This is a genomic window from Promicromonospora iranensis (assembly GCF_028994775.1).
GTDB lineage: Bacteria > Actinomycetota > Actinomycetes > Actinomycetales > Cellulomonadaceae > Promicromonospora > Promicromonospora iranensis_A.
On the sequence record NZ_JAJQMN010000007.1, the window covers coordinates 271,869 to 297,524 of the forward strand.

The 25,656-nt window shown below is 71.8% G+C and carries 18 protein-coding genes; 8 read left to right on the top strand and 10 right to left on the bottom strand.

Going from position 1 to position 25,656, the window contains the following annotated elements; genetic code table 11:
• Nucleotide 1 precedes the first annotated feature (1 nt).
• Entirely contained in the window at nucleotides 2-2,191 is a 2,190-nt protein-coding gene (locus LUU90_RS15315) for an HNH endonuclease signature motif containing protein (protein WP_275004341.1), read from the top strand.
• 84 nt (nucleotides 2,192-2,275) lie between these two features.
• Here the strand turns inward: LUU90_RS15315 and LUU90_RS15320 are convergent, their stop codons facing one another.
• From LUU90_RS15320 to LUU90_RS15335, 4 genes are read right to left on the bottom strand one after another with little or no spacing between them, the layout of a single operon-like run.
• The gene (locus LUU90_RS15320; protein ID WP_275004342.1) at nucleotides 2,276-3,448 is read right to left on the bottom strand and encodes an epoxide hydrolase family protein; all 1,173 of its coding nucleotides are present in this window, start codon (nucleotides 3,446-3,448) and stop codon (nucleotides 2,276-2,278) included.
• A gap of 10 nt (nucleotides 3,449-3,458) precedes the next feature.
• A complete protein-coding gene (locus LUU90_RS15325) occupies nucleotides 3,459-3,716 on the bottom strand; it encodes a DUF2255 family protein (protein ID WP_275004344.1) in 258 nt (85 codons plus the stop codon).
• Complete coding sequence (locus tag LUU90_RS15330) at nucleotides 3,694-5,301, bottom strand: ABC transporter permease (RefSeq protein WP_275004345.1); 1,608 nt, start codon at nucleotides 5,299-5,301, stop codon at nucleotides 3,694-3,696. Before LUU90_RS15330 ends, LUU90_RS15325 begins: the two co-directional genes overlap by 23 nt.
• The gene (locus LUU90_RS15335) at nucleotides 5,298-6,194 is read right to left on the bottom strand and encodes an ATP-binding cassette domain-containing protein (RefSeq protein WP_275004346.1); all 897 of its coding nucleotides are present in this window, start codon (nucleotides 6,192-6,194) and stop codon (nucleotides 5,298-5,300) included. The genes LUU90_RS15330 and LUU90_RS15335 overlap by 4 nt, the downstream gene beginning before the upstream one ends.
• A 115-nt stretch (nucleotides 6,195-6,309) precedes the next feature.
• On the opposite strand from LUU90_RS15335, the gene LUU90_RS15340 reads away from it, so the two are divergent.
• Nucleotides 6,310-7,656 (top strand): sensor histidine kinase, encoded by a 1,347-nt coding sequence (locus tag LUU90_RS15340; RefSeq protein WP_275004348.1) that lies wholly within the window; start codon nucleotides 6,310-6,312, stop codon nucleotides 7,654-7,656.
• Nucleotides 7,653-8,312, top strand: a complete 660-nt coding sequence (locus LUU90_RS15345; protein ID WP_425596238.1) for a response regulator transcription factor — start codon at nucleotides 7,653-7,655, stop codon at nucleotides 8,310-8,312. Before LUU90_RS15340 ends, LUU90_RS15345 begins: the two co-directional genes overlap by 4 nt.
• 36 nt (nucleotides 8,313-8,348) lie before the next feature.
• On the opposite strand, the gene LUU90_RS15350 is transcribed toward LUU90_RS15345, so the two are convergent.
• Nucleotides 8,349-8,798, bottom strand: a complete 450-nt coding sequence (locus tag LUU90_RS15350) for a MarR family winged helix-turn-helix transcriptional regulator (protein WP_275004349.1) — start codon at nucleotides 8,796-8,798, stop codon at nucleotides 8,349-8,351.
• A 166-nt stretch (nucleotides 8,799-8,964) separates the two neighbouring features.
• Between LUU90_RS15350 and LUU90_RS15355 the strand changes: the two genes are divergently transcribed.
• Nucleotides 8,965-12,138, top strand: a complete 3,174-nt coding sequence (locus tag LUU90_RS15355; RefSeq protein ID WP_275004351.1) for an efflux RND transporter permease subunit — start codon at nucleotides 8,965-8,967, stop codon at nucleotides 12,136-12,138.
• Nucleotides 12,139-12,151: 13 nt separating this feature from the next.
• Here the strand turns inward: LUU90_RS15355 and LUU90_RS15360 are convergent, their stop codons facing one another.
• The 5 genes from LUU90_RS15360 to LUU90_RS15380 form a co-directional block, all read right to left on the bottom strand.
• A complete protein-coding gene (locus LUU90_RS15360; protein ID WP_275004352.1) occupies nucleotides 12,152-12,775 on the bottom strand; it encodes a dihydrofolate reductase family protein in 624 nt (207 codons plus the stop codon).
• The gene (locus LUU90_RS15365; RefSeq protein ID WP_275004354.1) at nucleotides 12,772-13,668 is read right to left on the bottom strand and encodes a metalloregulator ArsR/SmtB family transcription factor; all 897 of its coding nucleotides are present in this window, start codon (nucleotides 13,666-13,668) and stop codon (nucleotides 12,772-12,774) included. Before LUU90_RS15365 ends, LUU90_RS15360 begins: the two co-directional genes overlap by 4 nt.
• A gap of 55 nt (nucleotides 13,669-13,723) precedes the next feature.
• A complete protein-coding gene (locus LUU90_RS15370) occupies nucleotides 13,724-19,813 on the bottom strand; it encodes an Ig-like domain-containing protein (RefSeq protein WP_275004356.1) in 6,090 nt (2,029 codons plus the stop codon).
• Nucleotides 19,814-19,965: 152 nt separating this feature from the next.
• A complete protein-coding gene (locus tag LUU90_RS15375) occupies nucleotides 19,966-20,289 on the bottom strand; it encodes a hypothetical protein (protein ID WP_275004358.1) in 324 nt (107 codons plus the stop codon).
• Nucleotides 20,290-20,341: 52 nt separating this feature from the next.
• Nucleotides 20,342-21,544, bottom strand: coding sequence for a winged helix DNA-binding domain-containing protein (locus tag LUU90_RS15380; RefSeq protein ID WP_275004359.1), 1,203 nt, complete (start codon nucleotides 21,542-21,544; stop codon nucleotides 20,342-20,344).
• A gap of 144 nt (nucleotides 21,545-21,688) precedes the next feature.
• On the opposite strand from LUU90_RS15380, the gene LUU90_RS15385 reads away from it, so the two are divergent.
• The 4 genes from LUU90_RS15385 (at nucleotide 21,689) to LUU90_RS26415 (ending at nucleotide 25,642) form a co-directional block, all read left to right on the top strand.
• Nucleotides 21,689-21,901 (top strand): heavy-metal-associated domain-containing protein, encoded by a 213-nt coding sequence (locus LUU90_RS15385; protein WP_275004360.1) that lies wholly within the window; start codon nucleotides 21,689-21,691, stop codon nucleotides 21,899-21,901.
• Nucleotides 21,898-22,953 carry a heavy-metal-associated domain-containing protein gene (locus tag LUU90_RS15390; RefSeq protein ID WP_275004362.1) on the top strand — a complete coding sequence of 352 codons (1,056 nt, stop codon included), beginning with the start codon at nucleotides 21,898-21,900 and terminating at the stop codon, nucleotides 22,951-22,953. The genes LUU90_RS15385 and LUU90_RS15390 overlap by 4 nt, the downstream gene beginning before the upstream one ends.
• Nucleotides 22,954-23,063: 110 nt before the next feature.
• A complete protein-coding gene (locus LUU90_RS15395; protein WP_275004458.1) occupies nucleotides 23,064-25,262 on the top strand; it encodes a heavy metal translocating P-type ATPase in 2,199 nt (732 codons plus the stop codon).
• Between the two features lie 71 nt (nucleotides 25,263-25,333).
• Nucleotides 25,334-25,642, top strand: coding sequence for a YHS domain-containing protein (locus LUU90_RS26415; protein WP_342470383.1), 309 nt, complete (start codon nucleotides 25,334-25,336; stop codon nucleotides 25,640-25,642).
• The last annotated feature ends 14 nt before the right edge of the window (nucleotides 25,643-25,656 follow it).

Consider the following 25,656-nt stretch of genomic DNA (forward strand, 5'->3'; position numbering starts at 1 on the left):
TATGGGCCAGGCGGAGAAGTGGCTTTCGGGCGAAAACACCAGCCTCGATGTGGTCGCGGAACGGTCCCTGCGCCCGCTGGTCGCGGAACTGCCGGCCAAGTCTTCTTCGGTAAGGCATGGTGCAAGCTCGGGACCCATCCTGAGCTGGGGTGCGGTAGCCCTTGGCCATGAAGGTGCTCTGCCGTCGGCCACTGTGACCTGGCCCGGCCACGGTCGGTCCGTCGCCACCTCGACCGTCACTGCCGCTGGCACCGCCGTCCCGGCAGCGACCGCTGTCGCTGGTACCGCCGCTCCGGTTGTGGCTCTGGCCGGTGTGACGGCCGGCGTAGGTACCGGCGACGTGGCTGGTGGTGCTCAGATCGGGCTGGATGGGATGCCGATGGGCGCAGGCCTGGTGAGTGTGCTGGCGGATGTCGAGGTCGCTGATCTCGCGGACGATGTGCTGCTCGACGTCGCGGCACGGTGGCAGGACGTCATCTCCTGGGCAACCGCGATGCAGTCACGCGCGCTGGGCGAGATCGCCCGGCGCAGGTCGTGGACCGAGGAGCACAACGCCGCGGCCGCGGAGATCAGCGCCCGCCTGCGCGTGCCGCAGCGCGAGGCCAACAAGCATCTCGCTCGTGGCGCGGGCCTGGCCGAGCACCCTCAAGTCATGAACGCCCTGCACGACGGCCTGATCGACACCGCCAAGGCCGACATCCTCCTGCGCAGCGGCAACCTCCCGCTTGAGCAGCGCGAGGAAGCGATCACCCGGTACCTGCCCCAGGCGCCCGATCGCACTCGCGAATGGCTGCGCAACAAGATAAACGCGTTCGCCAACCAGCTCAAGGGCGCCTTGGCGGCCGCCAAGCATGCGAGGTCTCGCCGTGCCGTCTATCTCGACCCGGCCGACAACACCATGGCATGGATCAGTGCGAACCTGCCCGCCACCGACGCCGCTGCCGTGTGGGACGCGATCGAACAGGCCGCCCACGCCCTGCGCCGCGCACCGGGAGCGACCCGGAGCCTGTCGCAGGCCCGTGCCGACGCACTCGTCGCGATCACCACCGGTCGCCTCATCGTCCCGCCCCATCCCGAGTGCGGCCCCTCCAGCATCGCAGCCGCGGTCGGTACCGCGACCGCTGACGTCGCGACGACCAATGTCGCGACACGGACACCGACGCCGGCGGCGGCGGCGACGGCAACGGCAAGGTCCGACAATCCGGCAAAGGCGGGAAGCGCTAAGACGGGAACCGCAAAGACGGGAACCGCAAAGACACCAGGGCGTGTAGTGGCGACGAGGGGCGTCGCGCCGACGGAGGCTGCTGCGCCGGCGGAGGGTGACGCGGTGGATGCCTCGCCCGAGGAGGTCCTGCCCCGGACGACCCTTCCGTCCACCGGCTGTACCTGCGGGGGCTGTACCTGCGGTGGCACGACGATACGAGTCATCCCGGTCAAGCCGCAGATCCGGATCACGGTTGCTGCCACCACACTCCTTGGCCTGGACGACAATCCCGGACACCTGGACACGTACGGCCCCCTCCCCGCCGACATCGCCGCCCAGGTCGCCACCGACGCGACCTGGCAGCGACTCCTGGCCGACCCCGTCACCGGGATCCTGACCGACTACTCCACCACCGCCTATCAGCCCGGCAAGCTCCTCCGCCAGGCTGTCATCGCACGGGACGAGACCTGCACGTTCCCACAGTGCGACCGACCAGCCCGGTGGGCTGATCTGGACCACATCACTCCCTTCGATCACCACCTCGACCCAGCTGGTCAGCCACCGGGCGCCCCCGGACAGACCCGTGCGACCAACCTCCAACCCCTGTGCCGTGCGCACCACCTCGCTAAGACCCACCACGGCTGGACCCCGGTACGCGACCCTGCCACCGGAATCACGACCTGGACCGCACCCACCGGACACAGCTACACCCGGCTCGCCACCCAGAGCGCGCCGAACCCGGCGAGCCAGGCCGGCCTGAACATGCGAGTCGGCCAGGTGAGCAACGACATCACGAGCCTGACTGACGACACCCGGGCACGTCTCGGACAACCACCAATCGACGAGGCGCGCACCACGACACGACCCACCGACGTGTCGCCCTTCGACGGGTTGCCCGCCAACAGGCCGTCCACCGTAGAGGCTGAGGTCGAACGGCCAACTACCGAGCAGCGGCTACGACGCTTCCCCGATGAACCACCTTTCTAGGGCGCGGGCAGAGCAGTACCGGCAAGCCGGCCGACCCAGCCGGCCGACCCAGCCGGCTCGCAGCCCGCACCCGAGCCGGAGACGTCAGGCAGCGCTGCCCCCGCTGCGGTACGGGCGGAAGAAGTCGCGCAACTCCTGCGCGTAGAGCTCCGGCTCCTCGAACGCCGCGAAGTGTCCGCCGCGCTCGGGCTCCGTCACGCGCACCGCGTTGGCGGTGCGTTCGAGCCACGCGCGCGGCGGCCGCACCACGTCGCCGCGGAAGAGCGAGAATCCGGACGGCACCTCCACCCGGCGCGTGAGCTGCTCGGCGGGGATCTTCGAGTTCGCGTGGTACATCCGCATGGACGACCCGATGGTGCCCGTGAGCCAGTAGATGGTGATGTTGGTGAGGATCTCGTCACGGGTGTAGGCGCGGCCGACGCCGCCGTCGCTCCAGCCGTGGAGCTTCTCGACGATCCACGCGGTGAGGCCTGCGGGGGAGTCGTTCAGCCCGGCGGCGACGGTCTGGGGTTTTGTGCGGTGCATCGCGCCGTAGGCCCCCTCGGCAGCGGTCCAGGTCGCGGCCTCGGCGAACCAGGCACGTTCCCCGGGCGTGAGGGTCGCGGGATCACCGGCGAAGACGGGCAGCCCGCCGTCGGTCCGGTGGACTGCGACCACCCGGTCGGGATGGTCGAGCGCGAGGTAGCGGCTCACGTGGCTGCCCATGTCCCCGCCCGCCGCGCCGAAGCGCTCGTACCCGACGGTGCGCATGAGCTCTGCCCACAGCTGGGCGACGGCGACGGAGCTCAGCGGCGGCCCGGTCGGCCCGTCCGAGTACCCGAAGCCGGGCATATCGGGGACGACGACGTCGAACGCGTCCGCGGGGTCGCCGCCGTGCGCACCGGGGTCGGTCAGGAGCGGGACGACCTTGGAGTACCGCCAGAACGAGTCCGGCCAGCCGTGACTGAGGACCAGGGGCAGCACCGGCCCGGCGGGGGCGACGGCTCGGGCGTGCACGAAGTGGATCCCGAGCCCGCCGACCTGCGTGCGGAAGCGGGGGAGGCGGGCGAGCGCCGCCTCCTGCGCCGGCCAGTCGAACCCGTCCGCCCAGTACGCGACCAGCTCGCGGAGGTAGTCGACGTCGGTGCCGAGCGACCAGCCGGCGTCCTCGGGGGCATCCGGCCAGCGGGTCGTCCGCAGCCGCGCGCGGAGGTCGTCGATCGCCTCGGGGGCCGTCCGCGAGACGAACGGCTCGGGGTCTGCAGGGGTGTCCGACACGGACCTCACCTTACGAGGTCGCGGGGCGCAGGCGGAGGGTCTCGCCGACGGCGCGCGCACCGGTCCCCGCGCTGATGATGGCGGGGCCGGGCCGGTCGTACGTGGCGTGGACGTGCCCGGTACCGCTCACCAGGGCGCGGCGGAACCAGCCGTTGTCACGGCCGTGGACGTGGTCGCCGACCCGGGCCCACCACATGGTGGCGGGCGGGCGGCGGCTGCCGTCGGGCCGGTAGCGGTGGGCAGGCTCACCGCCGCAGGTGCTGGACACGCCGGACGGCGAGCGCGGCGGCGGTCATGCAGAGCGCCGCCCCGCTCACGACGACGGCGCTCGGGCCCGCCGGGCGGCCCGCGCCGTCGAGCACGATGCCCATGAGGTCGAACCCGGCGACCTCGTTGAGCGCCATGTACCAGACGACCAGGTACAGCACCTGGAACACGCGCGGGGTGCGCGTGACGGTGCCCAGCAGCAGCGCGAGCGACGGGATCACCAGCGCACCGGCAGCCCAGTGCGCCGCACGCACGGACTCACCCGCGAGCAGCATGTTCGCCAGCGGCCCCACGGCGGTCACCGCCGTCAGCGCGACCCCGGCCACCCACTGGGCGGTGACGCGGTGCAGGGTTCCGGGGTAGGCACCGAGCAGGGTGTCCAGCCCGTGCTCGAGGTGCTGCGTACCGAGCCGCGACCAGACGAGGACCGGCCAGATCCACGCCGCGGCCAGCAGTGCGGTACCCGGTTCGCCGACGACGACGGCCGCGACGTTCAGTCCCAGGGCGACGAGCCACCACCACCGGGGCAGGTCGGAGGTCAGGACGCGCAGCTCGCCGGCGACCATGCGGCCGAGGCCAGGTCGGGTGCCGGTGCGCGCCGACGTCATCGAATCGACCGACACAGCCGAGGCCGTGCCGGCTGCGCGCCCACCCGGCACGGGAGCCGGGGTGCGCACCGGCTCGGCGCCACCCGCGCCACCCGCCCCACCCGCGAATACCGGAGAACCCGCCGCCCTGGACGCGTCGAACCGGTCGAACCACAGCGCCGGGAGCACGGCGAGGAGCACGGCGGCGAGCAGCACCACGAGGCGGCCCACCATGAGACCTGCGGACGGCACCAACCCGTCCCAGTCGAACACTCGCAGCGGCTCACCCACCTCGGTCAGGCCGAGACTGAACTCGCCGGCCGGAGTCAGCCCCTGCTCGACGACGGACGACTGCATCGACGCGGCCACCGCGTCGAAGCCCCCGAACGGCACGCCGCTGCTGCCGAGCAGGAGCGACATCCACACGACGAACCAGACGATGTTGCCCAGCCCGGCGCGCAGCGGCCGGATCGTCTCGAACAAGACGGCCGCCGCCGACGTCACCGCCAGCACCGGCACCGTGAACAGGACGAACGGGGCCAGCAGCGCCACCGGCTCCATCGCGTACGACTCGCCCCGCGCGATCTGGAGCCCGAGCGCCGTCAGGGCCAGCACTCCCGCCATCGAGGCCAGCACGAGGAGATTGCTGAGGAACTTCCCCGCGAGATAGGTCGTGCGGGACATCGGCGTCCCGGCGAGCACCTGCCCCACACCGGTCAGCCGGTCCCGGGTCACCGTGCCGCGCACCACGTAGAACCCCCCGAGCATGAGCCACAACCCGCCCGCGAGCGCCGTCGCGGTGCCGACCCAGGCGCCGTCGTACAGGCCGCGGTAGCCCCCGGCGTCCAGGATCACCCAGACCGAGTCGGCGGGCGGGACCGCGAGCCAGCCCAGTCCGACCGCCGCGGCGAGCGTGACCAGGTAGGCGGGCCGGCGGGTGCGCTCGCGGAAGTCCGCGACCGCTATGCCCCAGAGGGCCGTCCCGAGGAGCGCGGTCATCGGACGACGCCCGCGGTCGCGGCGTGGCCGTGCACCACGGCGAGGTAGGCGTCCTCGAGGTCCGGGGCGACCGGGACGGCGTCCGCCACCGGAGCCGACGGCGCGAGGACACGCACCCGCATCCCGGCCGGGGTGCGCACCTGCTTGCTGATCACGTGGCGCTGGCGGAGGATCTGCAGGGTCTCGGCGGGGACCGTGACTTCCCAGACCTGCCCCTGGGCGAGGCGCAGCACCTCCTCCGGCGTGCCGCGCACGCGGAGCCGGCCGCCGGACATGATCGCGATGTCCGAGGCGACGGACCCGACGTCGGACGCGATGTGGGTGGAGAGCACGACCACACGGTCGGTGGCGAGGTCGCTCAGCAGGTTGCGCAGCACGACGCGCTGCTCGGGGTCGAGTCCGGCGGACGGCTCGTCGACGACGAGCACCTGCGGATCGGTCAACAGCGCCTGGGCGATCCCGACCCGGCGGAGCATGCCGCCCGAGTAGGCACCCAGCGGCCGCCGTCCCGCTCCGGCGAGGTCGAGGATCTCGAGCAGCTCGCCGATCCGAGCGCGTGCGGCGCGTGCCCCGACACCCTTGACCGCGGCGAGGTACGACAGGAACTCCGACGCGCTCAGGTGCGGGTACACGCCGAAGTCCTGCGGCAGGTAGCCCAGTCGGCGGCGGAGGGCGTCGGGCCGGCGCACCGCGTCGGCGCCGTCGAACAGCACCTGCCCGCTGCTGGGCCGGGTCACTGTGGCGGCGATCCGCATGAGCGACGACTTGCCGGCGCCGTTGGGGCCGAGCAGTCCGATCAGGCCGGGGCCCAGTCGCAGGGTGACGGCGTCGACGGCGTGCAGACCCCCGCGGTACCGCTTGGCGACGTCCACGAGCTCGAGTACTGGTTCCATGCGTCGATGGGACCATCCGCGCAGGTGGGAGGTCATTACCACTAGTAAGCGAACCCGAGGTAGGGCTAGCACTACCCGCCACGCCCGACCTCTGGCGGCCGATTAGCATGACGGCGTGCGAGAGAACGGGCCGCTCACGGCGCTGGAAGCCGTCACGTGGCCCCGGCTGCTGGTGAGCCGGTGGCCGTGGCGCTCCCTCGTGTACCTGGTGAGCACCTTGCCGCTCGGTCTCGTCGCCGCTGCCCTCACGCTGGTCCCGGTGGTCGTGCTGGTCACCCGCTGGGACGCGGGCACGCTCGAAGTCAGTACCGCCCTGGTCCTGGTGGTGCTCGAGCTGCTGCTCGTGGTCGGGCTCGGGCCCTGGTTCGCGCCAGCGCTGGCCAGGTCGGAACGACGCCGGCTGCGCTGGGTCGACGGCCGCCCCGTACCGGAACGCCCGCGCCCGGTCGACGACGTGTCCGCCACGACCGACCCGATGCCCTCCCGCTATGCCGACCCGGCGACCTGGCGGGAGGTGGCGTGGCTGCTCGTCCTGGCCACCGCCGCACCGGCCGCCGCGGTCGCGGCTCTGACGTTCGGCCTGCTGGTCGGTCTCTACGCGGTCAGCCCGCTCGTGCTGCTGGCGCAGCGGCCGGGCGACCAGCCCGTCGCCCTGGGCTTCTGGTCGGTCTCCACCGTCGCCGAGACCGTCCCGTTCGCGATCGCCGGGATCGTCCTGCTGCCCGTGGTCGGGTACGTCTGGACGCTGGTGGCCGGGGGAGCAGCCGAGGCAGCGCGGCGCCTGCTGGTCGGCGCCGAGAGCGAGATCCGGGCCGAGCTCGTCGAGGTGTCGCGCTCGCGTGCCCGACTCGCCGACGCCTTCGACGCCGAGCGCCGTCGGATCGAGCGGGACCTGCACGACGGCGCCCAGCAGCGCCTCGTCAGCCTGACCCTGCAGCTGGGACTGGCGCGGCTCGACGTCCCGCCCGACTCCCGCGCCGGGCAGTCCCTCGCGACGGCGCACGACCAGGCCAAGGAACTGATGACCGAGCTGCGCGAGCTCATCCACGGCATCCAGCCGCAGGTTCTGACGGATCTCGGGCTGCCGGCGGCGCTCGCGGAGCTCGCCGACCGGTCGCCGGTACCGGTGGAGGTCGACGCCGAGCTCGACTCCCGTCCGGAGCCCAGGGTCGAGTACACGGTCTACTTCGTCGTCTCCGAGGCGCTGGCCAACGTCGCCAAGCACGTGGGCGCGGCCGGCACCGTGCGGGTGACCGTGCGTCGGGCCTCCCGGGCCGGAACCGTGACGGTCGAGGTGTCCGACGACGGTCCCGGCGGAGCCGATCCCGCACGCGGCAGCGGGCTGGCCGGGCTCGCCGACCGCGTCGCCGTGATGGGCGGCACGATGTTCCTGTCCAGCCCGCCCGGCGGGCCGACGACGCTGCGCGCCGAGCTGCCGTGCGGCCCGGAGGGCGCTCTGTGACCGGGATCAGCGTCGTCGTCGCCGAGGACGGCGTCCTGCTGCGTGCGGGGCTGGTCGGCCTGCTGGAGCGGTTCGGGTTCGAGGTGCGCGCCGCGGTCGACGACGCCGACGCGCTGCGGGCGGCGGTCGCGAGCCACGATCCCGACCTGGTCATCACCGACATCCGGATGCCGCCCACGCACACGGACGAGGGCCTGCGGGCGGCGGTCGAGCTGCGCGGCGCGTACCCGGGGCTGGCCGTCGTCGTGCTGAGCCAGTACGTGCAGCACTCCTACGCCGCGGACCTGTTCGGCACCGGTGAGGGCCGCGGCGTCGGCTACCTCCTCAAGGACCGGGTGGTCGACGTGGAGGAGTTCGTCGACTCCTTGCGCCGGGTCTGCGCGGGAGGGACCGCCGTGGACCCGCAGGTGGTCGGACAGCTCGTGCGGCGGCAGGACGATCCGCTGTCCGCTCTCTCGGCCCGCGAGCGCGACGTGCTCGGGCTGGTCGCCGAGGGGCACTCGAACGGCTCGATCGCCCGGCGCCTGTTCGTCACGGAGGCGACCGTGGGAAAGCATGTGGGCAACATCTTCGTGAAGCTCCGTCTGCCCCAGACGGACGACACGAACCGTCGTGTGCTGGCCGTGCTCGCGCACCTGGCCGGGCAGGGAGGTTAGCCCGGACCTGACGGTGATGGTCCGGGTGGTGGTTGGTCAGGGTGCCAGCTTCCGGGCGGCCCTCAGCAGGGCGCCGGTGCCCCGGATGAGCGCGTGCAGGTCGTCGACGGAGAGCAGCGCCAGGAGGTCCGGGGGCAGCTCCTCGTCGTGCGCGACGAGGCGGCGGATCGCCTCGGTCCCCTTCTCGGTGCTGGTCACGCGGCGGACGCGACCGTCGGCCGGGTCCTGCGTGCGGACCGTCATACCGGCGGCGGTCAGGCGGTCCAGGATCCCGGAGACCGTGGCGGCGGAGACGCCGAGCGCCTCGGCGAGCCGTTGCGGTGTCGACTCACGGTCCACCTGGACGAGCGCCAGGGCGCGCAGCTGCTGCACCGTCAGGTCGGTCTCCAGCAGGGGCCGCAGCCGGGAGGCGAAGAACTCCTCGCCGAGCCGGCGGTGCAGGTCGGCGAGCTCGGCGATGAGCTGGTCGCGGGTCTGGTCGGTCACGCGCTGACTGTAGTCGGCACTTCACCCGCTGCGCCGGTCGCCGGAACCGGAGTTGCAGGGCGGGAACCCTGGCAGGATCCTTTGCGTTAGGCAAAATACTGCGCCGAAGGAGTCGTGGGCCCGGCGTATCCCCAGATCTGGAGGCAGTGTGTTTCGTCTTGCCCGAATGTCGCTCGCGAACCGTGCGCTCGTCGCCCTCGCGACGATTGCCGTCTTCGTCGTCGGCATCTTCAGCATGGGGCAGCTCCGGCAGGAACTCATCCCGTCGATGAGCGTGCCGATGGTGGCGGTCACGGCCGCCGACCCGGGCACCTCGCCCGAGATCGTCGCGGAACGGGTCACCGACCCGATCGAGTCGGCGGTCCAGAGCGTCGACGGGGTCACGGGTGTGACGTCGACGGTCTCCACCGGCGTCTCGATGACGACCGTCGAGCTGGAGTACGGCACGGACGTCGACGCCGTCGAGCAGGAGATCACCTCGGCGGTCAACGGCCTCCAGGACCTACCGGAGGACACCGAGCCGCAGGTCATGGCGGGCTCGTTCGACGACCTGCCCGTCATCCAGCTCGCGGTCTCGGGCGACGGCAGCGAGCAGGAGCTGACGGACGCCATCGACTCCGTCCTGGTGCCGGAGCTGTCGGGCATCGCGGAGGTCCGGGACGTCACGGTCACCGGCGCCACCGAGCAGCAGGTGGTCATCGAGCCCGACGACCAGAAGCTCGCCGCGGCAGGTCTCAGCACCGCGCAGCTCACGTCGGTGCTGGAGGAGAACGGCACGGTGACGCCGGTGGGCGCCGTCACCCAGGACGGTGAGACGAACAGCGTCCAGGTGGGCACGTCCGTCGACTCCGTCAAGGAGCTCGAGGAACTGCCGGTCGTCCCCGCCGCCGGCCCGTCGGCCCCCGCGCCGAGCGCCGCGCCGAGCCCCGCCGACGTCGTCCGCCTCGGGGACGTCGCGGACGTGAGCGTGCAGGACGTGGCGCCCACCTCCTACTCGCGCCTGGACGGTGAGCCGTCGCTCGCCATCGCCCTGACGAAGACGCCGGACGGCAACACGGTGGACGTGTCGCACGCGGTGCACGACGTGCTGGCCGACGTCGACGACGAGCTGGACGACGCCGGCGTGAGCACCGCCGTCACGTTCGACCAGGCGCCGTTCATCGAGGAGTCGATCGAGGGCCTGACGACGGAGGGCGGCCTCGGCCTGCTCTTCGCCGTCCTGGTGATCCTGGTGTTCCTGGCCTCGCTGCGGGCCACGCTGGTCTCGGCGATCTCGATCCCGCTGTCGCTGGCGGTCACGTTCGCGGCCATGAACCTGACCGGCTACACCTTGAACATCCTCACGCTCGCCGCCATGACGATCTCGATCGGGCGCATCGTCGACGACTCGATCGTCGTGATCGAGAACATCAAGCGGCACCTGTCCTACGGTGAGGACCGGGTGCACGCGATCGTCACCGCCGTCCGCGAGGTGGGCACCGCCATCACCTCGTCGACGATCTGCACGGTGGCGGTCTTCGCCCCGATCGCGCTGGTGGGCGGCATGGCCGGCGAGCTGTTCCAGCCCTTCGCAGTCACCGTCGCGATCGCCATGGGCGCGTCCCTGGTGGTGGCTCTCGTCGTCGTGCCGGTGCTGGCGTACTGGTTCATCAAGGTTCCGGCCTCCACCGACGGCGGTGCCGCCATGCGCGAGGCCGCGGAGCTCAAGGAGCGCCGCGGCGCCTGGCAGCGCGCCTACGTGCCGTCGCTCGCCGCCGCGCTGCGCCGCCCGGCCGTCACGCTCGTCATCGCCGTGGTGCTGCTGGCCGGCACTGTCGCGCTGGTGCCGCGCATGGAGACCAACTTCATCGGGGATGCCGGGCAGGACACGCTCTCGGTGACGCAGGAGTTCGAGCCGGGTACGTCGCTGGCTGCGCAGGACAAGGCGGCGAAGGAGGTCGAGGACGTCCTCGCGGACGTCGACGGCGTCGAGACCGTGCAGACCACCGTCGGGTCCGGGGACGGGATGGCCGCCGCCTTCGGCGGTGGCGCCGGCGGCAGCAGCGCGTCGTTCGCGATGACGCTGGCCGAGGACGCCGACGGCGAGGCGGTGCAGGACGAGGTGAACGACGCGCTCGACGAAGCGGCCCCGGACGGCGAGATCACCGTGGCCGCCGGCGACTCCGGCTTCGCCAGCACCACCGTGGACCTGGTGGTCACGGCACCCGACGCCGAGGGCCTGGCCGACGCCGCCGGTGCGGTCGAGGATGCGGTGACGGCAGTGGACGGCGTCGAGGACGTGACGAACAACCTCGCCACCGAGCAGACGGGCGTGCAGGTGACCGTGGACCGGGACGCGGCGGCGGAGGTCGGCCTCACGGAGGCGACGGTCTCCGGCCTCCTGGCCGGTGCGATGAACGAGTCGAGCATCGGCACGGTCGACCTGGACGGGACGTCGCTCGACGTGGTCGTGGCCGGCGACATGCCGGAGACGACCGCCGACATCGAGAAGATCGACGTGCCGACGGCGGCCGGTGTGATCCCGCTGAGCGACCTCGTGACGGTCGAGGAGGTGTCGGCCCCGGCATCGGTCACGCGGGTCGACGGCGAGCGCAGCGCCACCGTGGCGGTCACCCCCGCCGGACAGGACCTGGGGTCGCTGACCGTGGCCCTGACCGAGGAGATCGACACCATCGACCTGCCGAGCGGCGCCGAGGTGACCATGGGCGGTGTGGCGTCCGACCAGGCCGAGGCGTTCGAGGACCTGGGGTTGGCGCTGCTGGCCGCCATCCTCATCGTCTACCTGGTGATGGTCGCGACGTTCCGGAGCATCGGGCAGCCGCTGATCCTGCTCGTGTCCGTGCCGTTCGCCGCGACGGGTGCGCTGGGCGCGCTGCTGCTCACCGGCACGCCGCTCGACGTCGCCGCCCTGATCGGCCTGCTGATGCTGGTGGGCATCGTGGTGTCGAACGCGATCGTGCTGATCGACCTCATCAACCAGTACCGGGCCGACGGCCGGCCGCTCGACGAGGCGGTCAAGGAGGGCGCTCGCCAGCGCCTGCGGCCCATCGTGATGACGGCGGCCGCGACGATCCTCGCGCTGACGCCGATGGCGTTCGGCCTGACCGGTGGCGGAGCCTTCATCTCGCAGCCGCTGGCGCTGGTGGTCATCGGCGGCCTCGTGTCCTCGACGCTGCTCACGCTGTACGTGGTGCCCGTCATCTACACGCTGTTCGAGCGGCGCACCGAGGACCGCTCCCCGAAGCGGGCCGCCCGGGCGGCCCGCCGGGCGGAGAAGGCGCAGGCCAAGGCCGCGCAGGCGGCACGGGTCGCCGAGGAGCTGGCGGCGGGCGCGCGGTAGGCGCCGCCGCTGGTCAGCGGACCTTGTCGTAGACGAGCGCCAGCGTGCCGTGCTCGCCCGCCCTCTGGCTGACGAGCTTCCACTTCCCGGCGGGCAGGCCGTCGTCGAAGAGACGCGGCCCGCCGCCGAGGAAGACGGGAAAGACGCAGAGCGCCAGCCGGTCGACCTCGTCGGCGACCAGCAGGTCCTTGATGACGCTCGCGCTGGAGAAGACGACGATGTCGCCGCCGTCGGTCGCCCGGAGGTCTGCGACCGCCTCGGTGGTCGGCTTGTCGACGATCGTCGTCCGTTCCCACGGCGTGCCGTCGTGGCTGGAGGTGGGGCCGGCGGCGAGCGTCGAGGAGAGGACCACCTTGTCGACGTCGACCAGCCACCGCGCGAACGCCTCGTCGCGCGGGTCGGCGCCCTCCTGACCGATGACGGAGGGCCAGAACCCGAGGAAGCCCTCGGCGTTCACCCGCCCGAGCAGGGCGGTGGTCGCGGGCTCCCAGAGGCTGGTCAGGTGGTCACGTGCGACGTCGGTGACCGCGTACGGCAGCACCCAGCTCATGTCCAGCGGATCGGGTGCGGCGTAGTGACCGTCGAGGGAGATGCTCATGTTGGCGACGACCCTGCGGCCGCCGGTCTGCTCGTTCACTGGGTGCTCCTCGTGCTGTCGTCGGTGCTGTTGTTCGTGCTCGTCGTCTGGTCCGACGCCGCCGCCAGGATCGCCGCGAGCTTGTCCAGGCTCTGCCCGAAGCCGATCTCGATGCCCGCGACGAAGTCCGCGGAGTCCACGGTGCTGTCGGTGATGGCGTAGCGGACGTCGAGCTCGGTGCCCGAGGCCGCGCCCGAGCCGTCTGGGGGCACGGTGGGCCGGAGCGCGAGGTCGACGAGGGCGGTGAAGGCGGTACCGCCGTCGGGGAGCAGGGGAGCGGAGCGGTAGGTGAGCCGCTCGGCGGGTCGCGCGACGTCGACCACGCCCTCGGCGCGGCCGACGACCACGTCCGCACCGCCGGCGTCCTCGATGTCGCGGTACTCCAGGACCACCCGCCCGCCCGGCCGGGCCTCGAAGACGAGCTCGGTGACACGGAGGTCGTCGGGCGCCCACCATGTGGCGAGCAGGGACGGCTCGGTCAGGTGGCGCCAGACCTGCTGAGGGTTGCCGGCCAGGGACCGGTGGAACGTGAACGAGCGGTCGTCGGCCCACCCCGGCCGTTCGGCCGCGAGCCGCTCGGCGTGCAGGCTCCGTCCGTAGCGGTCGAAGGTCTCACGCGTGCCGCCGGCCCCGTCGGCGCTGTCGGCGAGCCGGCTGAGCTCGGCCGCCAGGTCGCGCAGCGGGCCGGGCTCCAGGGCGTAGACCCGGCGCTGACCGCTGCGCTGCGAGGTGACGACGCCGGCGCGCTCCAGGGTCTGCAGATGCTTGGTCGTCTGCGGCTGCCGCGCGCCGGCGAGCTCGGCGAGCACGCCGACCGGGCGCGGCCGCTCGGCCAGCAGGCTGACGAGGCGCCAGCGCGCCGGGTCGGCGAGCGCGGTGAGGAGTGTGTCCATGGCGACAAGTATTCGCCGTGGAGCATATTCGCGTCAAGGAATAAGTGAGAAGTGGTCAGCCGATGTTCCAGGTGCTCACCTTGTAGAGGTTGTCCGGGGTCTTCACGCCGATGGCAGTGCCGTTGTAGCTCCTGCCCATGAAGCAGGACAATCGCTTGGAGCCGCTGTTGCCGCTGATCGTCGCCTTGGTCTCGCTGCCGTTCCATGTCTGCGCGTGCGACTTGATGTCGTGCCAGTAGGACGGCCCGCCGTCGGACGACGTGTCGCCCGCCCAGCAGGCGACCTGGTGGTTGCCGCCGCCCAGGTTGTCCCAGGTGATCTGCCAGTACTCGCAGCGCTCGTTCTCACACCCCGCGCTCACCCCGGACGACGAGATGCGGTACACCGGCGCCGGCCGCGGGTCGGTCTTGCCTGACGCGCTGGACCACGCGCTCCAGCCCGCGGCGTTGTGGGCCCGCGCCTGCAGCGTGAAGCTCTGGTCGTAGTCGTTGCCCACGCTGACGTTGAACGGCCACGACGTCCGTGTACCGGAGTTGCCGGCGACCTTGTACTCGATCTTGTCGACGTTGCGGCCGCCGTTGCTGCCCGGCCCGGTCACCGTGAAGTACCCCTTGGTCGCCGAGGACCGGTGGTACGTGATCCCCGGAGACCCGGGCACGGTGTACGGCGTCACGGCGTTGGACGGGGCCGACCAGTCGGAGCACGTGTACTGGTTGCAGGCCCGCGCGCGGAAGGTGTACGACCGCCCGTTGCTCAGGCCCTTGTACGTGTACGAGGTCGAGTTGCCCGCGCTTCTCGCGTCCAGGCCGCTGGCCTCCACCTCGTAGCGCGGCCCGGTGCCGCGGAACGCACCGGAGGCTCCCCACCGCACGTCGGCCTGGCCGCTCGTGTTCGACCCGAGCGATGCCGTGGGCGTCCCCGGCTTGTCCGGTGTGCCGTGCGGCACCACCTCGTTCGAGAACGGGCTCGCCTCACCATGGCCCGCCTTGTTCGTCGCCCGTACGCGGAACTTGTACGAGGAACCGGTGGAGAGGTCCTCCACCGTCTCCGTCCGGGACGTGGTGTCGATCGACCTGACCAGCTCACCGTTCGTGTAGACGCCGAGCCAGTACTTGTCGATGGCGTCGCCGTTGTTCGCCGGCGCGTTCCACTTCACGGTGATCTGGCCACCGCTGAAGGTGTTCACCCGGGTGGCGGTCGGCGCGGCCGGCGCCGCCGGGGGAGCGGCCGGGGTCTCCGGCGCCGACGGTTCCGACCAGTCCGACGGGTCGTCGGCGTCGTTCTTCGCCTGGACCCGCACGGTGTAGGCAGTGCCGTTCTCCAGGCCCGACCAGGTGACCGTGGTGCTCTCCAGGCACGTCTTCTGGGTCACGCCGTTGGTCGGGGGCGGGCTGATCTCCAGGTTGACGCACTCGATCGGCGACCGGTCCGTGTAGGCCTTGTTCTTCCAGCTGACGGTGAGCTCGCTGTCGCCGAACTCGAGCGTCGGCGGCGCCGGCTTGTCCGGCTTCTCGTCCGGGCGCGCCTCGCGCGACGGCGGTGACGGCTCCGAGTCGTCGACCTCGTTGGTCGCCACCACGGTGAACGTGTACTTCACGTTGTTCTTGAGCCCGCTGAACGTGCACGTGGTGGTGGTGCACTTCTGCTGCTGGCCGTTGCTCGCCTTCAGCGTGTAGCCCGTGATGTCGGCGCCGTTGTTGTTCGGCTGGTCCCAGCTCAGCACCACCGTCTCGGAGCGGACCTCCTCGATCCGGGGTGCCCGCGGGGCGTCCGGCTTGCCGAGCACCGTGAGCTTCGCGATGCCGTCGACCTCGCGGTCGGGGTCCTTCGTGGCGTCCTGCACCCGGTAGCGCACCATCATCGTGCCGGTGAAGTCCGCGGCGGGCGTCACCACCAGCTTGTCCCCGCTGTACGACGGGTCACCGTCACCGGTGTCGACCGTCGGCGCGCCCACCAGCGTCAGCGGCTCGCCCTGGAACGGGCTGACGTCGTTGTCGAGCACCGGGATCGTGACCGCCTGGCCCTGGTGCGCGTCCGGCACCAGGTCCTGGGTGGTCTGCGCCAGCGTGCGGGTCGACGGCACCACCTCGATCGTCAGCGTGGTAGCGACAGGCGGGTTCTGCCCGTCGGACACCGTCATGGGCAGCTCCCGTCGGGTGCCCTTCGGGACGGAGAAATCGACCTGGCCGGTCACCGTGGCGCCGGAGACCGACGCCGCGATGCCCTCACCGCCCACCACCTTGAACGTCAGAGGATCCTTGTCCGGATCCTTGACGTACCGCGACAGGTCGACGGAGGCGTCCTCACCGGCCGCCACCTCGAGCATCGGGGCGTCCAGGACCTTCGGCGGCTTGTTCTCACCGGGCGTCACGTCGATCGGCAGGGTCAGCACGGAGGTCAGGCCCTCCTCGTCGTCAGGCCCTGATCCGTCGGTCACCTCGAAGCTGACCGACGCCGCACCGGCGTAGTCCTCGACGGACGTGTAGACGACGGTGTACTCGTCGGTCGCGCTGACGGAGCCCTCGACGGCCTTGACGGTGTCCTCCGTGGTGATGCGCGGCCTGCGGTCCTCCCGCACCACCACGTAGTCCACGAGCTCGATCGTGAGCGGCTCGCCGCTCGTGGCCTTCAGCGGGTCCAGGCCTGGCTTCAGGTGCGGGCGTGACTGGTCGCCCGGCACCCGGATGAAGGCCTTGGCCTCCAGATCGTCCATGTCGGTCACCGTGTAGGTGATGACGCGCGCGCTCTCGGTGAGCTGCACCTCGACGGCACCCGACTCCGTGACCGTCACGCCCTCCAGGTCCGCGTCCACCGAGACCTCGAGGTCGGCGGCGACGCCGTCCGGGTCCACGTCGTTCTCCAGGACGTTCACCGTGACGCTGGCGGAGCCCTTGACATCGTCGGAGGTCACCACGTCGTCGTGCGCGATGGGCCGCAGCAGCGGTGCGTCCGCGTCCACGTTCACCGTGATGGCACCCGTGGCGCGGGCCTTGAAGCTGTCCTGGATGGCGTAGAAGAACGAGTAGGCGCCCTCCTGGTCGGGCGCGGCGGCGACGACGTCGTCGTCCACGGCCCGGGGCTTCACGTCCTTGGTGCCCTCGAAGCCCTTGGCCACCAGGCCGATCTGGTTGCCGTCGGGGTCGGAGTCGTTCTCCAGGGCCGCGATCGCGACCGTACGGCCCGGCCGGACCGTCGTCTCGTCGTCGGCGGCGTGCGGGTCCTGGTTGCTCGCCGGAGGTGCCGCGATACCGACCCGGACGAGGCCCTCGCCCGGTGCTCCGCGGGTGTCCTGGACCTGGTAGGAGAAGCTGTCGAGGCCCGTCGACTCCGGGCCCGCCTGGTAGTCGATGAAGCCGTCCACGATCTTCGCGGTGCCCTTGGCCGGCGCCTCCGAGATCGAGCTCAGCGTCACGTAGTCCCCGTCGGGGTCGGTGCCGTCGAGCGGGAGCGGGATGCGGACGATGCCGTCGCTCAGCACCCGTGCCTCGATGTCGGGCAGCTGGGGCGCGCCGTTCTCCGGTGCGTCCACCACGTTGATGGTGATCTGCGCGGAGTCCTTCTGCCCGTTCGCGTCCTCCACCTCGTAGACCGCGTGGAAGGTGCCCGCCTCCTGCCCGGCGCGGTACCGCACGGTGTCCTCGGAGACGAACGCCTCACCCTCCGCCGGCGACTCCTGGAGCTCGTCCGTGAGCGTCATCGTCAGGCCGTCGGGGTGGGAATCGTTCCTGAGCACCGGGATCGTCACCACGTCACCCACGTGGACCCTTGCGGTGTCCGGACCCGCCTCGGGCGGCCGCAGCTGCTCCGACGCCGGGATCGGCACCACACGTACCTGGCCGGTCACGGTCCCGGACCCGTTGGCCACCGTGTAGTCGACGACCACCGGGTCGTCGAGGCGCTTGACCTCGGAGATCTTGAGCACGTGATGGTTCAGGACCGAGACGCTCACCGGTGAGCCGGCCGGCTCCCGCACGCCCTGCACCACGAGCACGCCGCCCGCGGGGTCGGTGTCGTTCGCCAGGACGTCGACCAGCGCCGTGCCGCCCGTCGGCAGCAGCACCTGGTCCGAGACCGCCACGGGCGCCCCCGCCTCGGAGGGCGGGTTGGTGACGTCCACGCGGACGAGGCCCATGGTCGGGTTGGGCCCGTCGGTGACCTGGTACGTGATGTCGTACGAGCCCGGCTCGTCGCTCTCGAACGTGAACGTGGCCGCCGTCTGGTTCGGGGAGATCGTCGCCGACTTCGGCCCGTCCACCCGCGTCAGGCGCAGCTCGTCGCCGTTCGGGTCGTAGTCGTTCTTCAGCGGGCTCACCGTCACGGGGTCGCCCGCGAGGACCGTCACGTGGTCCTGCACCGCGAGCGGCGGCACGTTGCTCGGCACCACGTTGACCTTGAGCTTGCCCTCCACGGGCAGACCCTCGGCGTCAGACACCGTGACGTCCACGATCTTGTGGCCCGTCGTGGTGCCGCCGTCGCGGAACTCGATGGTGCCGTCCGGGCGGAACCGGACCTCGTCGAGCTTGTTCTCCGTGCTCGCGTTCGACAGGAACAGGTCGTCACCGTCGGGATCCTTGAAGTACGGCAGCACCTTGATGCTGCCCAGGCCCTCCTGGCCCACCTGCAGCACCGGCTCACCCGACTGCACCGGCGGGTTGTTCTCCTCCATCGGCACCACCTTGACGGTGACCGACTCGGTGGCCGTGCCGTTCTCCCGGCCGTCGTCGACCTCGTAGTCGAAGGTGGTGGTGCCCTTGGCGTCGGCCGGCACGTTGGCCTGCAGCGCCGCGCCGTCCAGCACGCGGTCCACGCCGACGTCGCCCTTCGGCTCGGTCTTGACCTTCGCCGTCATGACGTCGCCGTCGGGGTCGGTGTCGTTGCCCAGCACGTTCAGCACCGTCGTGCGGCTCGGGCGCACGCCGAACTCGTCGGGCTGGGGCTTCGGCGGGCGGTTCGTCTGGTCGCGCGGGGTCACCTTCTGGTCGACCTGCTCCGGGGTGGCCTCCTCGGACTCGGACTTCTCGCCCTTGGCATCCTCGGGCATCTTCAGTCGCCAGTCGTCCACCTTCTCGTACTCGTCGGCGGCCGCCCACAGTGACCCGTCCGCGACGTCGTTCAGGACGATGATGTTCCGGTTCACCCGGTAGACCAGGTTCGCCGCGTCGTCGACACCCTCCAGCACCAGGTCGACGTCGTTGTCCACTCCCGGGCAGTTGCGCAGCACCTGTCCCGAGCCGGACCAGGCGCCATAGGTGCACCCGCCGAGCTGTACCGGCGCGGCCGGTATGCCGGACGCCGCTCCCTCCGTGGTGTGGGTGGTCGGGGTGCCGCCACCCAGCGGCTGGGAGACGAGGCCTCGGGTGGTCGCCAGCACCACGTTGTCGGCCGCGTCGGACGGCTGCTGCAGTGCGCCCTGCGCGCCGTCCTCCACCGCGACCGTGTCACCACCCGGCAGCACCAGGTTCCCGGTCGACTCGTCCAGCACCACCGGCTCGTCACCCACCGCGGAGACCTGGACCTCGGCATCCGCCTCCACCGGCAGGTCGGACTCCTCCGGCTCCTCCGCGACACCCTGCGTGCTGGTCGGGACCGTGTACAGCTTGCCCTCGGACGGCACGGCGAGGAACACCGTGCCCTCCTCGCCCACGGTCAGCGTCCCGCCCTGGCCGGCCTTGAGCTGCGGCTTGAGCTCGTTCTCGTCGAACGCGACCGCACCGTCGAAGGGCAGCACCCAGAGCCGGCCCGTCTCGCCGTCGTACACCGCGGTGGTGGCCTCACCGGCGGAGACCTGCGCGCCCGCGGGAAACTTCATGGTGCCCCGCAGGGCCAGCTGTGCCGGGTCGACGGGGCTCGCCGAGTAGTCGCCCGTCCTGTCGAGGATCACGCGCTGTGCGTCCTGCTCGACGTCGAAGCTGGTGGCATTGGCCTGCAGGATGCCGTCAAGGGCCTTGGCCTCGTAGTTGAACCGCGCGAGCTTGCCCGACGCCGTCTGGGTCACCCAGACACCGGAGTCGTTCAGCTCGACGTCGGCCGTCGCCTCACCCTCGTAGAGGAGTGCGAAGGCGGCCAGCCCCGCACCGAAAAGGGTCACCGCACCCACCGACACAGCGGAACGGTGATTCTCGTACACGCGTGAGACCAGGCTCATGCGTCCTCCCCTTGGTCACTCCCAGCCAGGAACGCCCGCCTGGTCACGTCACTGGCGGAGCGGGGGAAGTGTATCGACGCGGGTGGCGCTCTGTCGCCGAATTCCGGCCCGGCGCAATGGCTGTAGACCGCCGGGTCGGGTGCGGGCAGCGGTCAGTACGACGCCGCGCGCCGCTCGATCCATTCCTTCGCCTGGACGGCGGTGTGCCCGGTCGCCTCGCGATACAGGCGGATGGCCTCGGCACGCCGGTCGGACCAGAGGCACCTGTCGATCTCGGCGAGCGTCTCCGGCGGGATCCCCGCGGCGGCGGGAACGTTGATGTCGAGGTGCTTCAGCACCAGGTCCAGCTTCCGCTCGACACGTTCGACGGCGCGGCCCGTGGTGCGCACGGTGCCGCTCACCGCCACCAGGAGCACCAGGAGCACGACGACGGCGGCGACGGGGACGAGCTGCACGATGAAGAAGGCTGAGGACATGACGGCACCGTAGCGGTCCGGAACTCAGCGGTCCGGAGCTCAGCGGTCCTACTCAGTGGTCCGCAAGCTCGACGGTGACCGATGACGCGCCGCGCAACGGTGCCAGCTGCTCGGCCTCGTCCCGGACCAGCTTCTTCCTGCCCGCGGGCAGGGGCCGGAACGTCGTGACGGTCAGGATCAGCCCGTGGCCCTTCTTGCGCGGTCGCCAGGTCCCGGCGATCTCGCCGTCGACCAGGACCGTTCCCGGGTCGCCGGCCGTCTTCCACACCTCGCGGTGGTACTTCCTGTCCACCAGCGTCTCGCGATCACGCAGCTGGGTGTACGGGTCCCGGGGCGGGAGCAGGCGCACCCCCGTGGGCATCGCCGACGACCGCAGCGTGTCGAGATCCGCCGAGCGGAGCCACGCCGGTCCGTCCAGGTCGACCTCGGTGAGGTCGTCCTCGACCAGGCGCCACCACGGGTCCACGTCACTGGCGGCGACACCCAGCCACGCGGCGAAGTCCTTGCGGGTGCTCGGCCCGTAGCACCGCAGGTACCGGTGCAGCAGCTCGGCGCGCGCGGCTTCCGGGTCCGTCTCGGGAAGCGGATGGCCGAGCCACTCGTCGACGAGGACGAACGGCGCCTTGTTCCCCGCGCGTGGGGCGAAGCAGACCACACCCTCCAGGGTGAGGATGCGCAGGCAGAAGTGCACCACGCCCTCGCCGAGCGGTTGGTTCGCCGCATACGGGCCCTCGCTCCGCCAGGCCTCGCGGCGTGCCGCGGGGAGTGCGTCGGCGACCCGCCGGGCGAGCTCCGCGCCCAGCTCGTTGATGGCCAGGCGGCGCCCGGACAGGACGCCGCGGATCTCGGCGCGGGTCAGCTCGACCGCCTCGGACAGGCTCAGACCGAGCGTCTCCAGCGCCTGCTCGACGCCGAGCACGAGATGACGTCGCGCGCCCTCGCTGGTGGGCAGCACGCCCGCGGTGAAGACCGCCGCGTCGGCGGTCGGGAACCAGTACGGGGCGCCGCGCATGGACCAGGTCTGCAGCAGGCTCTTCTGTTCGGCGACAGCCCGATCCGCCAGCTCCGGCGTCACGTCGCGCACCCGGGCGCGCAGGGCCTGCAGCGCGGAGCCGGGCGGGCTGTCCTGCACGGCGCACCGCCCGGCGACGTCGAGCAGGGCGTCCGTGCGCTGGCGCTCCACGAGGTGGTGGGCGCCCAGGCGAAACGCGACGACGTCGCCCCTCGAGACCGTCACGGGCCTGCCCTGAGCCATGCGTTCGAGCCTAGCGCCGGCCGTCCCGGTGCTCGACGGCACACGTGACCGGGCTCACTTGACCTCGATACCCCACAGGGGTATATGGTCTGTCACATACACCTACCCCCTAGGGGTAGGGTCCAGAGCGGAAAGGAAGCGATCATGACGACGAGCGAGTACCAGGTGACGGGAATGACCTGCGGGCACTGCGAGGTCGCCGTCCGGGGCGAGGTGGGCCGGCTTCCCGGCGTCGAGCAGATCGACATCAGCTCCGCGACCGGCCGGCTCGTCGTGCGCAGCGCCGACGCGCTGGACGATGCGGCGGTCCTGGCCGCCGTGGACGAGGCCGGGTACGAGGCGGAGCGTGTGTCATGAACGCCCCCCAGCGTCTGGGCGCCTACGGGGCGGGCCTGGTGACCCTGTTCGTCGCCGCCTTCGTCGTAGCGGGCGCGGTGGTCCCGTCGAGCGTCGTCGCGGCGTGGTCGTCGCCGGCGCAGGGCCGGTCGACGATGCAGGAGACGCACGGGGAGTCGGGCGCCATGAACATGCCGGGCACGGCCGAGGAGGCCGACCCTGCTGACGCTGCCGCCGAGGCTCCGGTCCGCGGGCTCTCCCTCGAGCAGGACGGCCTGCTCCTGAGTCCCGTGAGCGCGCCCGGCGAGGTTGACGAGCCGGGCACGCTGTCGTTCTCGATCACGACGGCGGACGGCGCAGCCGTGACCGAGTTCGAGACGGAGCACGACAAGAAGCTGCACCTGATCGTGGTGCGCTCGGACGGGTCGCAGTTCCGGCACGTCCACCCGACCATGTCGGCGGACGGGGTCTGGTCCGTCCCGTGGACCTGGGACGAGGCGGGCAGCTATCGCGTGTTCACCGACTTCGTGCCCGGGTCCACGGGCGAGAACCTGATCCTCGGCCGCACCCTCGACGTCGCCGGGCCGGTCTCGCCGGAGCCCGCCACAGCGGTCGTCACCAGTGACGCCGTCGACGGGTACACCGCCACGCTCACGGGAGACCTGAGCGCGAACGGCGACTCGACGCTCACCGCGACCGTCACGAAGGACGGCGAGCCGGTCACCGCCCTGGAGCCGTACCTCGGCGCCTACGGGCACCTGGTCGCGTTGCGTGACGGCGACCTGGCCTACCTGCACGTGCACCCCGAGGGCGACGAGCCGGCGCCCGGGTCGACGTCGGGCCCCGACGTCGAGTTCATGACCGAGGCGCCCACCCCCGGCCGGTACCTGCTGTACCTCGACTTCAAGGTCGACGGGGAGGTGCGCACGGCGCGGTTCGTCCTGGACACGGGCGACCTGGACACGGCCGGCGCCCCGGCTGCCGGGGAACCTGCGGACCGGCCCACCGACGATACGGACGCGGACGAGCCCGCCGACGAGCACGGCGCCGGCGACTCCGACCACGGCCACTGACAAGGAGCATCATGTCCGACACCACGTCCGGCACCACGTCCGGCACCACGTCCGGCACCGAGGTCCGCACGGACGCGCCGGTAACCACCGTCGACCTCGACATCGGTGGCATGACCTGCGCGTCCTGCGCCATGCGGATCGAGAAGAAGCTCAACCGGCTCGACGGGGTGAGCGCCACCGTCAACTACGCCACGGAGAAGGCCAAGGTCACGGCCCCGGCCGGGTACGACCTCGGCGCCGTCGTCGCGGAGGTGGAGAAGACCGGCTACACGGCCACCCTCCCGGCTCCGAAGGAGGCTCCCAAGGGCGACGACGCCGCCGTCGACGCGCGTGACCTGGAGCTGCTGTCGCTGCGGGACCGGCTGATCGCCTCGGTGGTGCTCGCCGTCCCGGTGATCGCGCTGGCGATGGTCCCAGCATGGCAGTTCACCTACTGGCAGTGGGCATCGCTGACGCTGGCGGCGCCGGTGATCCTGTGGGCGGCGTGGCCGTTCCACAAGGCCGCGTGGACCAACCTGCGCCACGGGGCGGCGACCATGGACACGCTGGTCTCGCTCGGCGTCCTGTCCGCGTTCCTCTGGTCCCTGTACGCGTTGTTCCTCGGCACGGCGGGGGAGCCGGGGATGACGCACGGGTTCGAGCTGACGATCGCGCCGTCGGACGGCGCGGCCAACATCTACCTCGAGGTCGCGGCGGGCGTCACGATGTTCGTGCTCGCCGGGCGCTACTTCGAGAAGCGGTCCAAGCGCCAGGCCGGCGCGGCGCTGCGGGCGCTGCTCGAGCTGGGCGCGAAGGACGTCGCGGTGCTGCGCGGCGGCACCGAGACCCGGGTCCCGGTCGGGGACCTGGCCGTCGGCGACGAGTTCGTCGTGCGGCCGGGCGAGAAGATCGCCACCGACGGCGTCGTCGTCGCCGGTTCCTCGGCGGTCGACGCCTCGATGCTGACGGGGGAGTCGGTCCCGGTCGAGGTGGGGGTCGGCGACACCGTCGCCGGTGCCACCGTGAACGAGGGCGGACGGCTCGTGGTCCGCGCCACGCAGGTGGGCTCCGGCACGCAGCTCGCGCGCATCGCCCAGCTCGTCGAGGACGCGCAGTCCGGCAAGGCGGAGGTCCAGCGCCTCGCCGACCGGGTCTCCGGGATCTTCGTCCCGGTGGTCATCGCGATCGCGGTCGCCACCCTCGGCGTCTGGCTCGGTGGCGGGTTCCCCGCGACCGCCGCGCTGACCGCCGCCGTCGCGGTGCTGATCATCGCCTGCCCCTGCGCGCTCGGGCTGGCGACGCCCACCGCCCTCCTGGTCGGCACGGGACGAGGAGCCCAGCTCGGCATCCTGATCAAGGGCCCGGAGGTCCTGGAGTCCACCCGCAGGGTCGACACCGTGGTGCTCGACAAGACGGGCACCGTGACGACCGGCCGGATGGCGCTCCTCGACGTCGTCCTGGACGCCGGCACCGACCGGGCGGAGCTGCTGCGCCTGGCCGGTGCGCTGGAGGACGCCTCCGAGCACCCCGTCGCGCAGGCCATCGCGAAGGGCGCCACCCAGGAGATCGGCGACCTGCCCGTCCCGGAGTCGTTCGAGAGCGTCCAGGGGCTGGGCGTGCAGGGGGTCGTCGACGGGCACGCCGTCGTCGTCGGCCGAGAGGCTCTGCTCGCCGACTGGTCGCAGTACCTGCCGTCGCGCCTGGCCGAGGCTAAGGCTCAAGCAGAGGGTGAGGGTAAGACCGTCGTGGCCGTCGGCTGGGACGGCCGGGCCCGCGGCATCCTCGTGGTCGCCGACCAGGTCAAGCCGACCAGCGCGGCCGCCGTCGCGCAGCTCGTCGAGCTGGGGCTCACGCCGGTGCTCCTCACGGGCGACAACCGTGCGGTGGCTGAGCAGGTGGCGGCGGCGGTGGGCATCACAGCGGTCATCGCCGAGGTGATGCCGCAGGACAAGGCCGACGTCGTGGCCCGGCTGCAGGCCGAGGGCAAGGTCGTCGCGATGGTCGGCGACGGCGTGAACGACGCCCCCGCCCTCGCCCAGGCCGACCTGGGCCTCGCGATGGGCACCGGCACGGACGCGGCGATCGAGGCTGCGGACATCACCCTGGTCCGCGGCGACCTCACCTCGGCGGCCGACGCCATCCGCCTCTCCCGCCGGACCCTCGGCACGATCAAGGCGAACCTGTTCTGGGCCTTCGGGTACAACGTCGCGGCGATCCCGCTGGCAGCGCTCGGGCTGCTCAACCCCATGCTCGCCGGCGCGGCGATGGCGTTCTCCAGCGTCTTCGTCGTCGGGAACAGCCTTCGCCTGCGTTCGTTCGCGAGCCGCTGACAGATCCGACCACCGATCCATCGACCACCGATCCATCGACCACAGATCACCACCGAAGAGAGGACCCATCCATGGGACACGACCACGCGCACGGCGACCATCAGCACGGCGACCATCAGCACGGCGAGCAGGCGGAAGGCGCCCACTGTGGTGGCCACGCGCACTCCACCGCGACGAGCCCTCACGGCACGAACCTGCTGGGCCCGTCGGCCGAGGAGCTCGCGGAGTGCCCGGTGATGCGCGGGAGCACCGTCGTCAAGGCCGACGCCGAGGCGAAGGGCCTGTTCCGCGACTACGAGGGCCAGCGGTACTGGTTCTGCTGCGCGGGCTGCGAGGCCCCGTTCGACGCCGACCCCGCGAAGTACGCCGCGGCGGTCTGACCTGAGGTGACACC

What these genes read in the sequence shown, in the direction of transcription:
- LUU90_RS15315 (WP_275004341.1), top strand. Translation starts at nt 2, where the DNA reads ATGGGCCAGGCGGAGAAGTGGCTTTCGGGCGAAAACACCAGCCTCGAT.
- LUU90_RS15330 (WP_275004345.1), bottom strand. Translation starts at nt 5,301, where the DNA reads ATGACCGCGCTCCTCGGGACGGCCCTCTGGGGCATAGCGGTCGCGGAC.
- LUU90_RS15335 (WP_275004346.1), bottom strand. Translation starts at nt 6,194, where the DNA reads ATGGAACCAGTACTCGAGCTCGTGGACGTCGCCAAGCGGTACCGCGGG.
- LUU90_RS15355 (WP_275004351.1), top strand. Translation starts at nt 8,965, where the DNA reads ATGTCGCTCGCGAACCGTGCGCTCGTCGCCCTCGCGACGATTGCCGTC.
- LUU90_RS15365 (WP_275004354.1), bottom strand. Translation starts at nt 13,668, where the DNA reads ATGGACACACTCCTCACCGCGCTCGCCGACCCGGCGCGCTGGCGCCTC.
- LUU90_RS15370 (WP_275004356.1), bottom strand. Translation starts at nt 19,813, where the DNA reads ATGAGCCTGGTCTCACGCGTGTACGAGAATCACCGTTCCGCTGTGTCG.
- LUU90_RS15375 (WP_275004358.1), bottom strand. Translation starts at nt 20,289, where the DNA reads ATGTCCTCAGCCTTCTTCATCGTGCAGCTCGTCCCCGTCGCCGCCGTC.
- LUU90_RS15380 (WP_275004359.1), bottom strand. Translation starts at nt 21,544, where the DNA reads ATGGCTCAGGGCAGGCCCGTGACGGTCTCGAGGGGCGACGTCGTCGCG.
- LUU90_RS15385 (WP_275004360.1), top strand. Translation starts at nt 21,689, where the DNA reads ATGACGACGAGCGAGTACCAGGTGACGGGAATGACCTGCGGGCACTGC.
- LUU90_RS15390 (WP_275004362.1), top strand. Translation starts at nt 21,898, where the DNA reads ATGAACGCCCCCCAGCGTCTGGGCGCCTACGGGGCGGGCCTGGTGACC.
- LUU90_RS15395 (WP_275004458.1), top strand. Translation starts at nt 23,064, where the DNA reads ATGACCTGCGCGTCCTGCGCCATGCGGATCGAGAAGAAGCTCAACCGG.
- LUU90_RS26415 (WP_342470383.1), top strand. Translation starts at nt 25,334, where the DNA reads ATGGGACACGACCACGCGCACGGCGACCATCAGCACGGCGACCATCAG.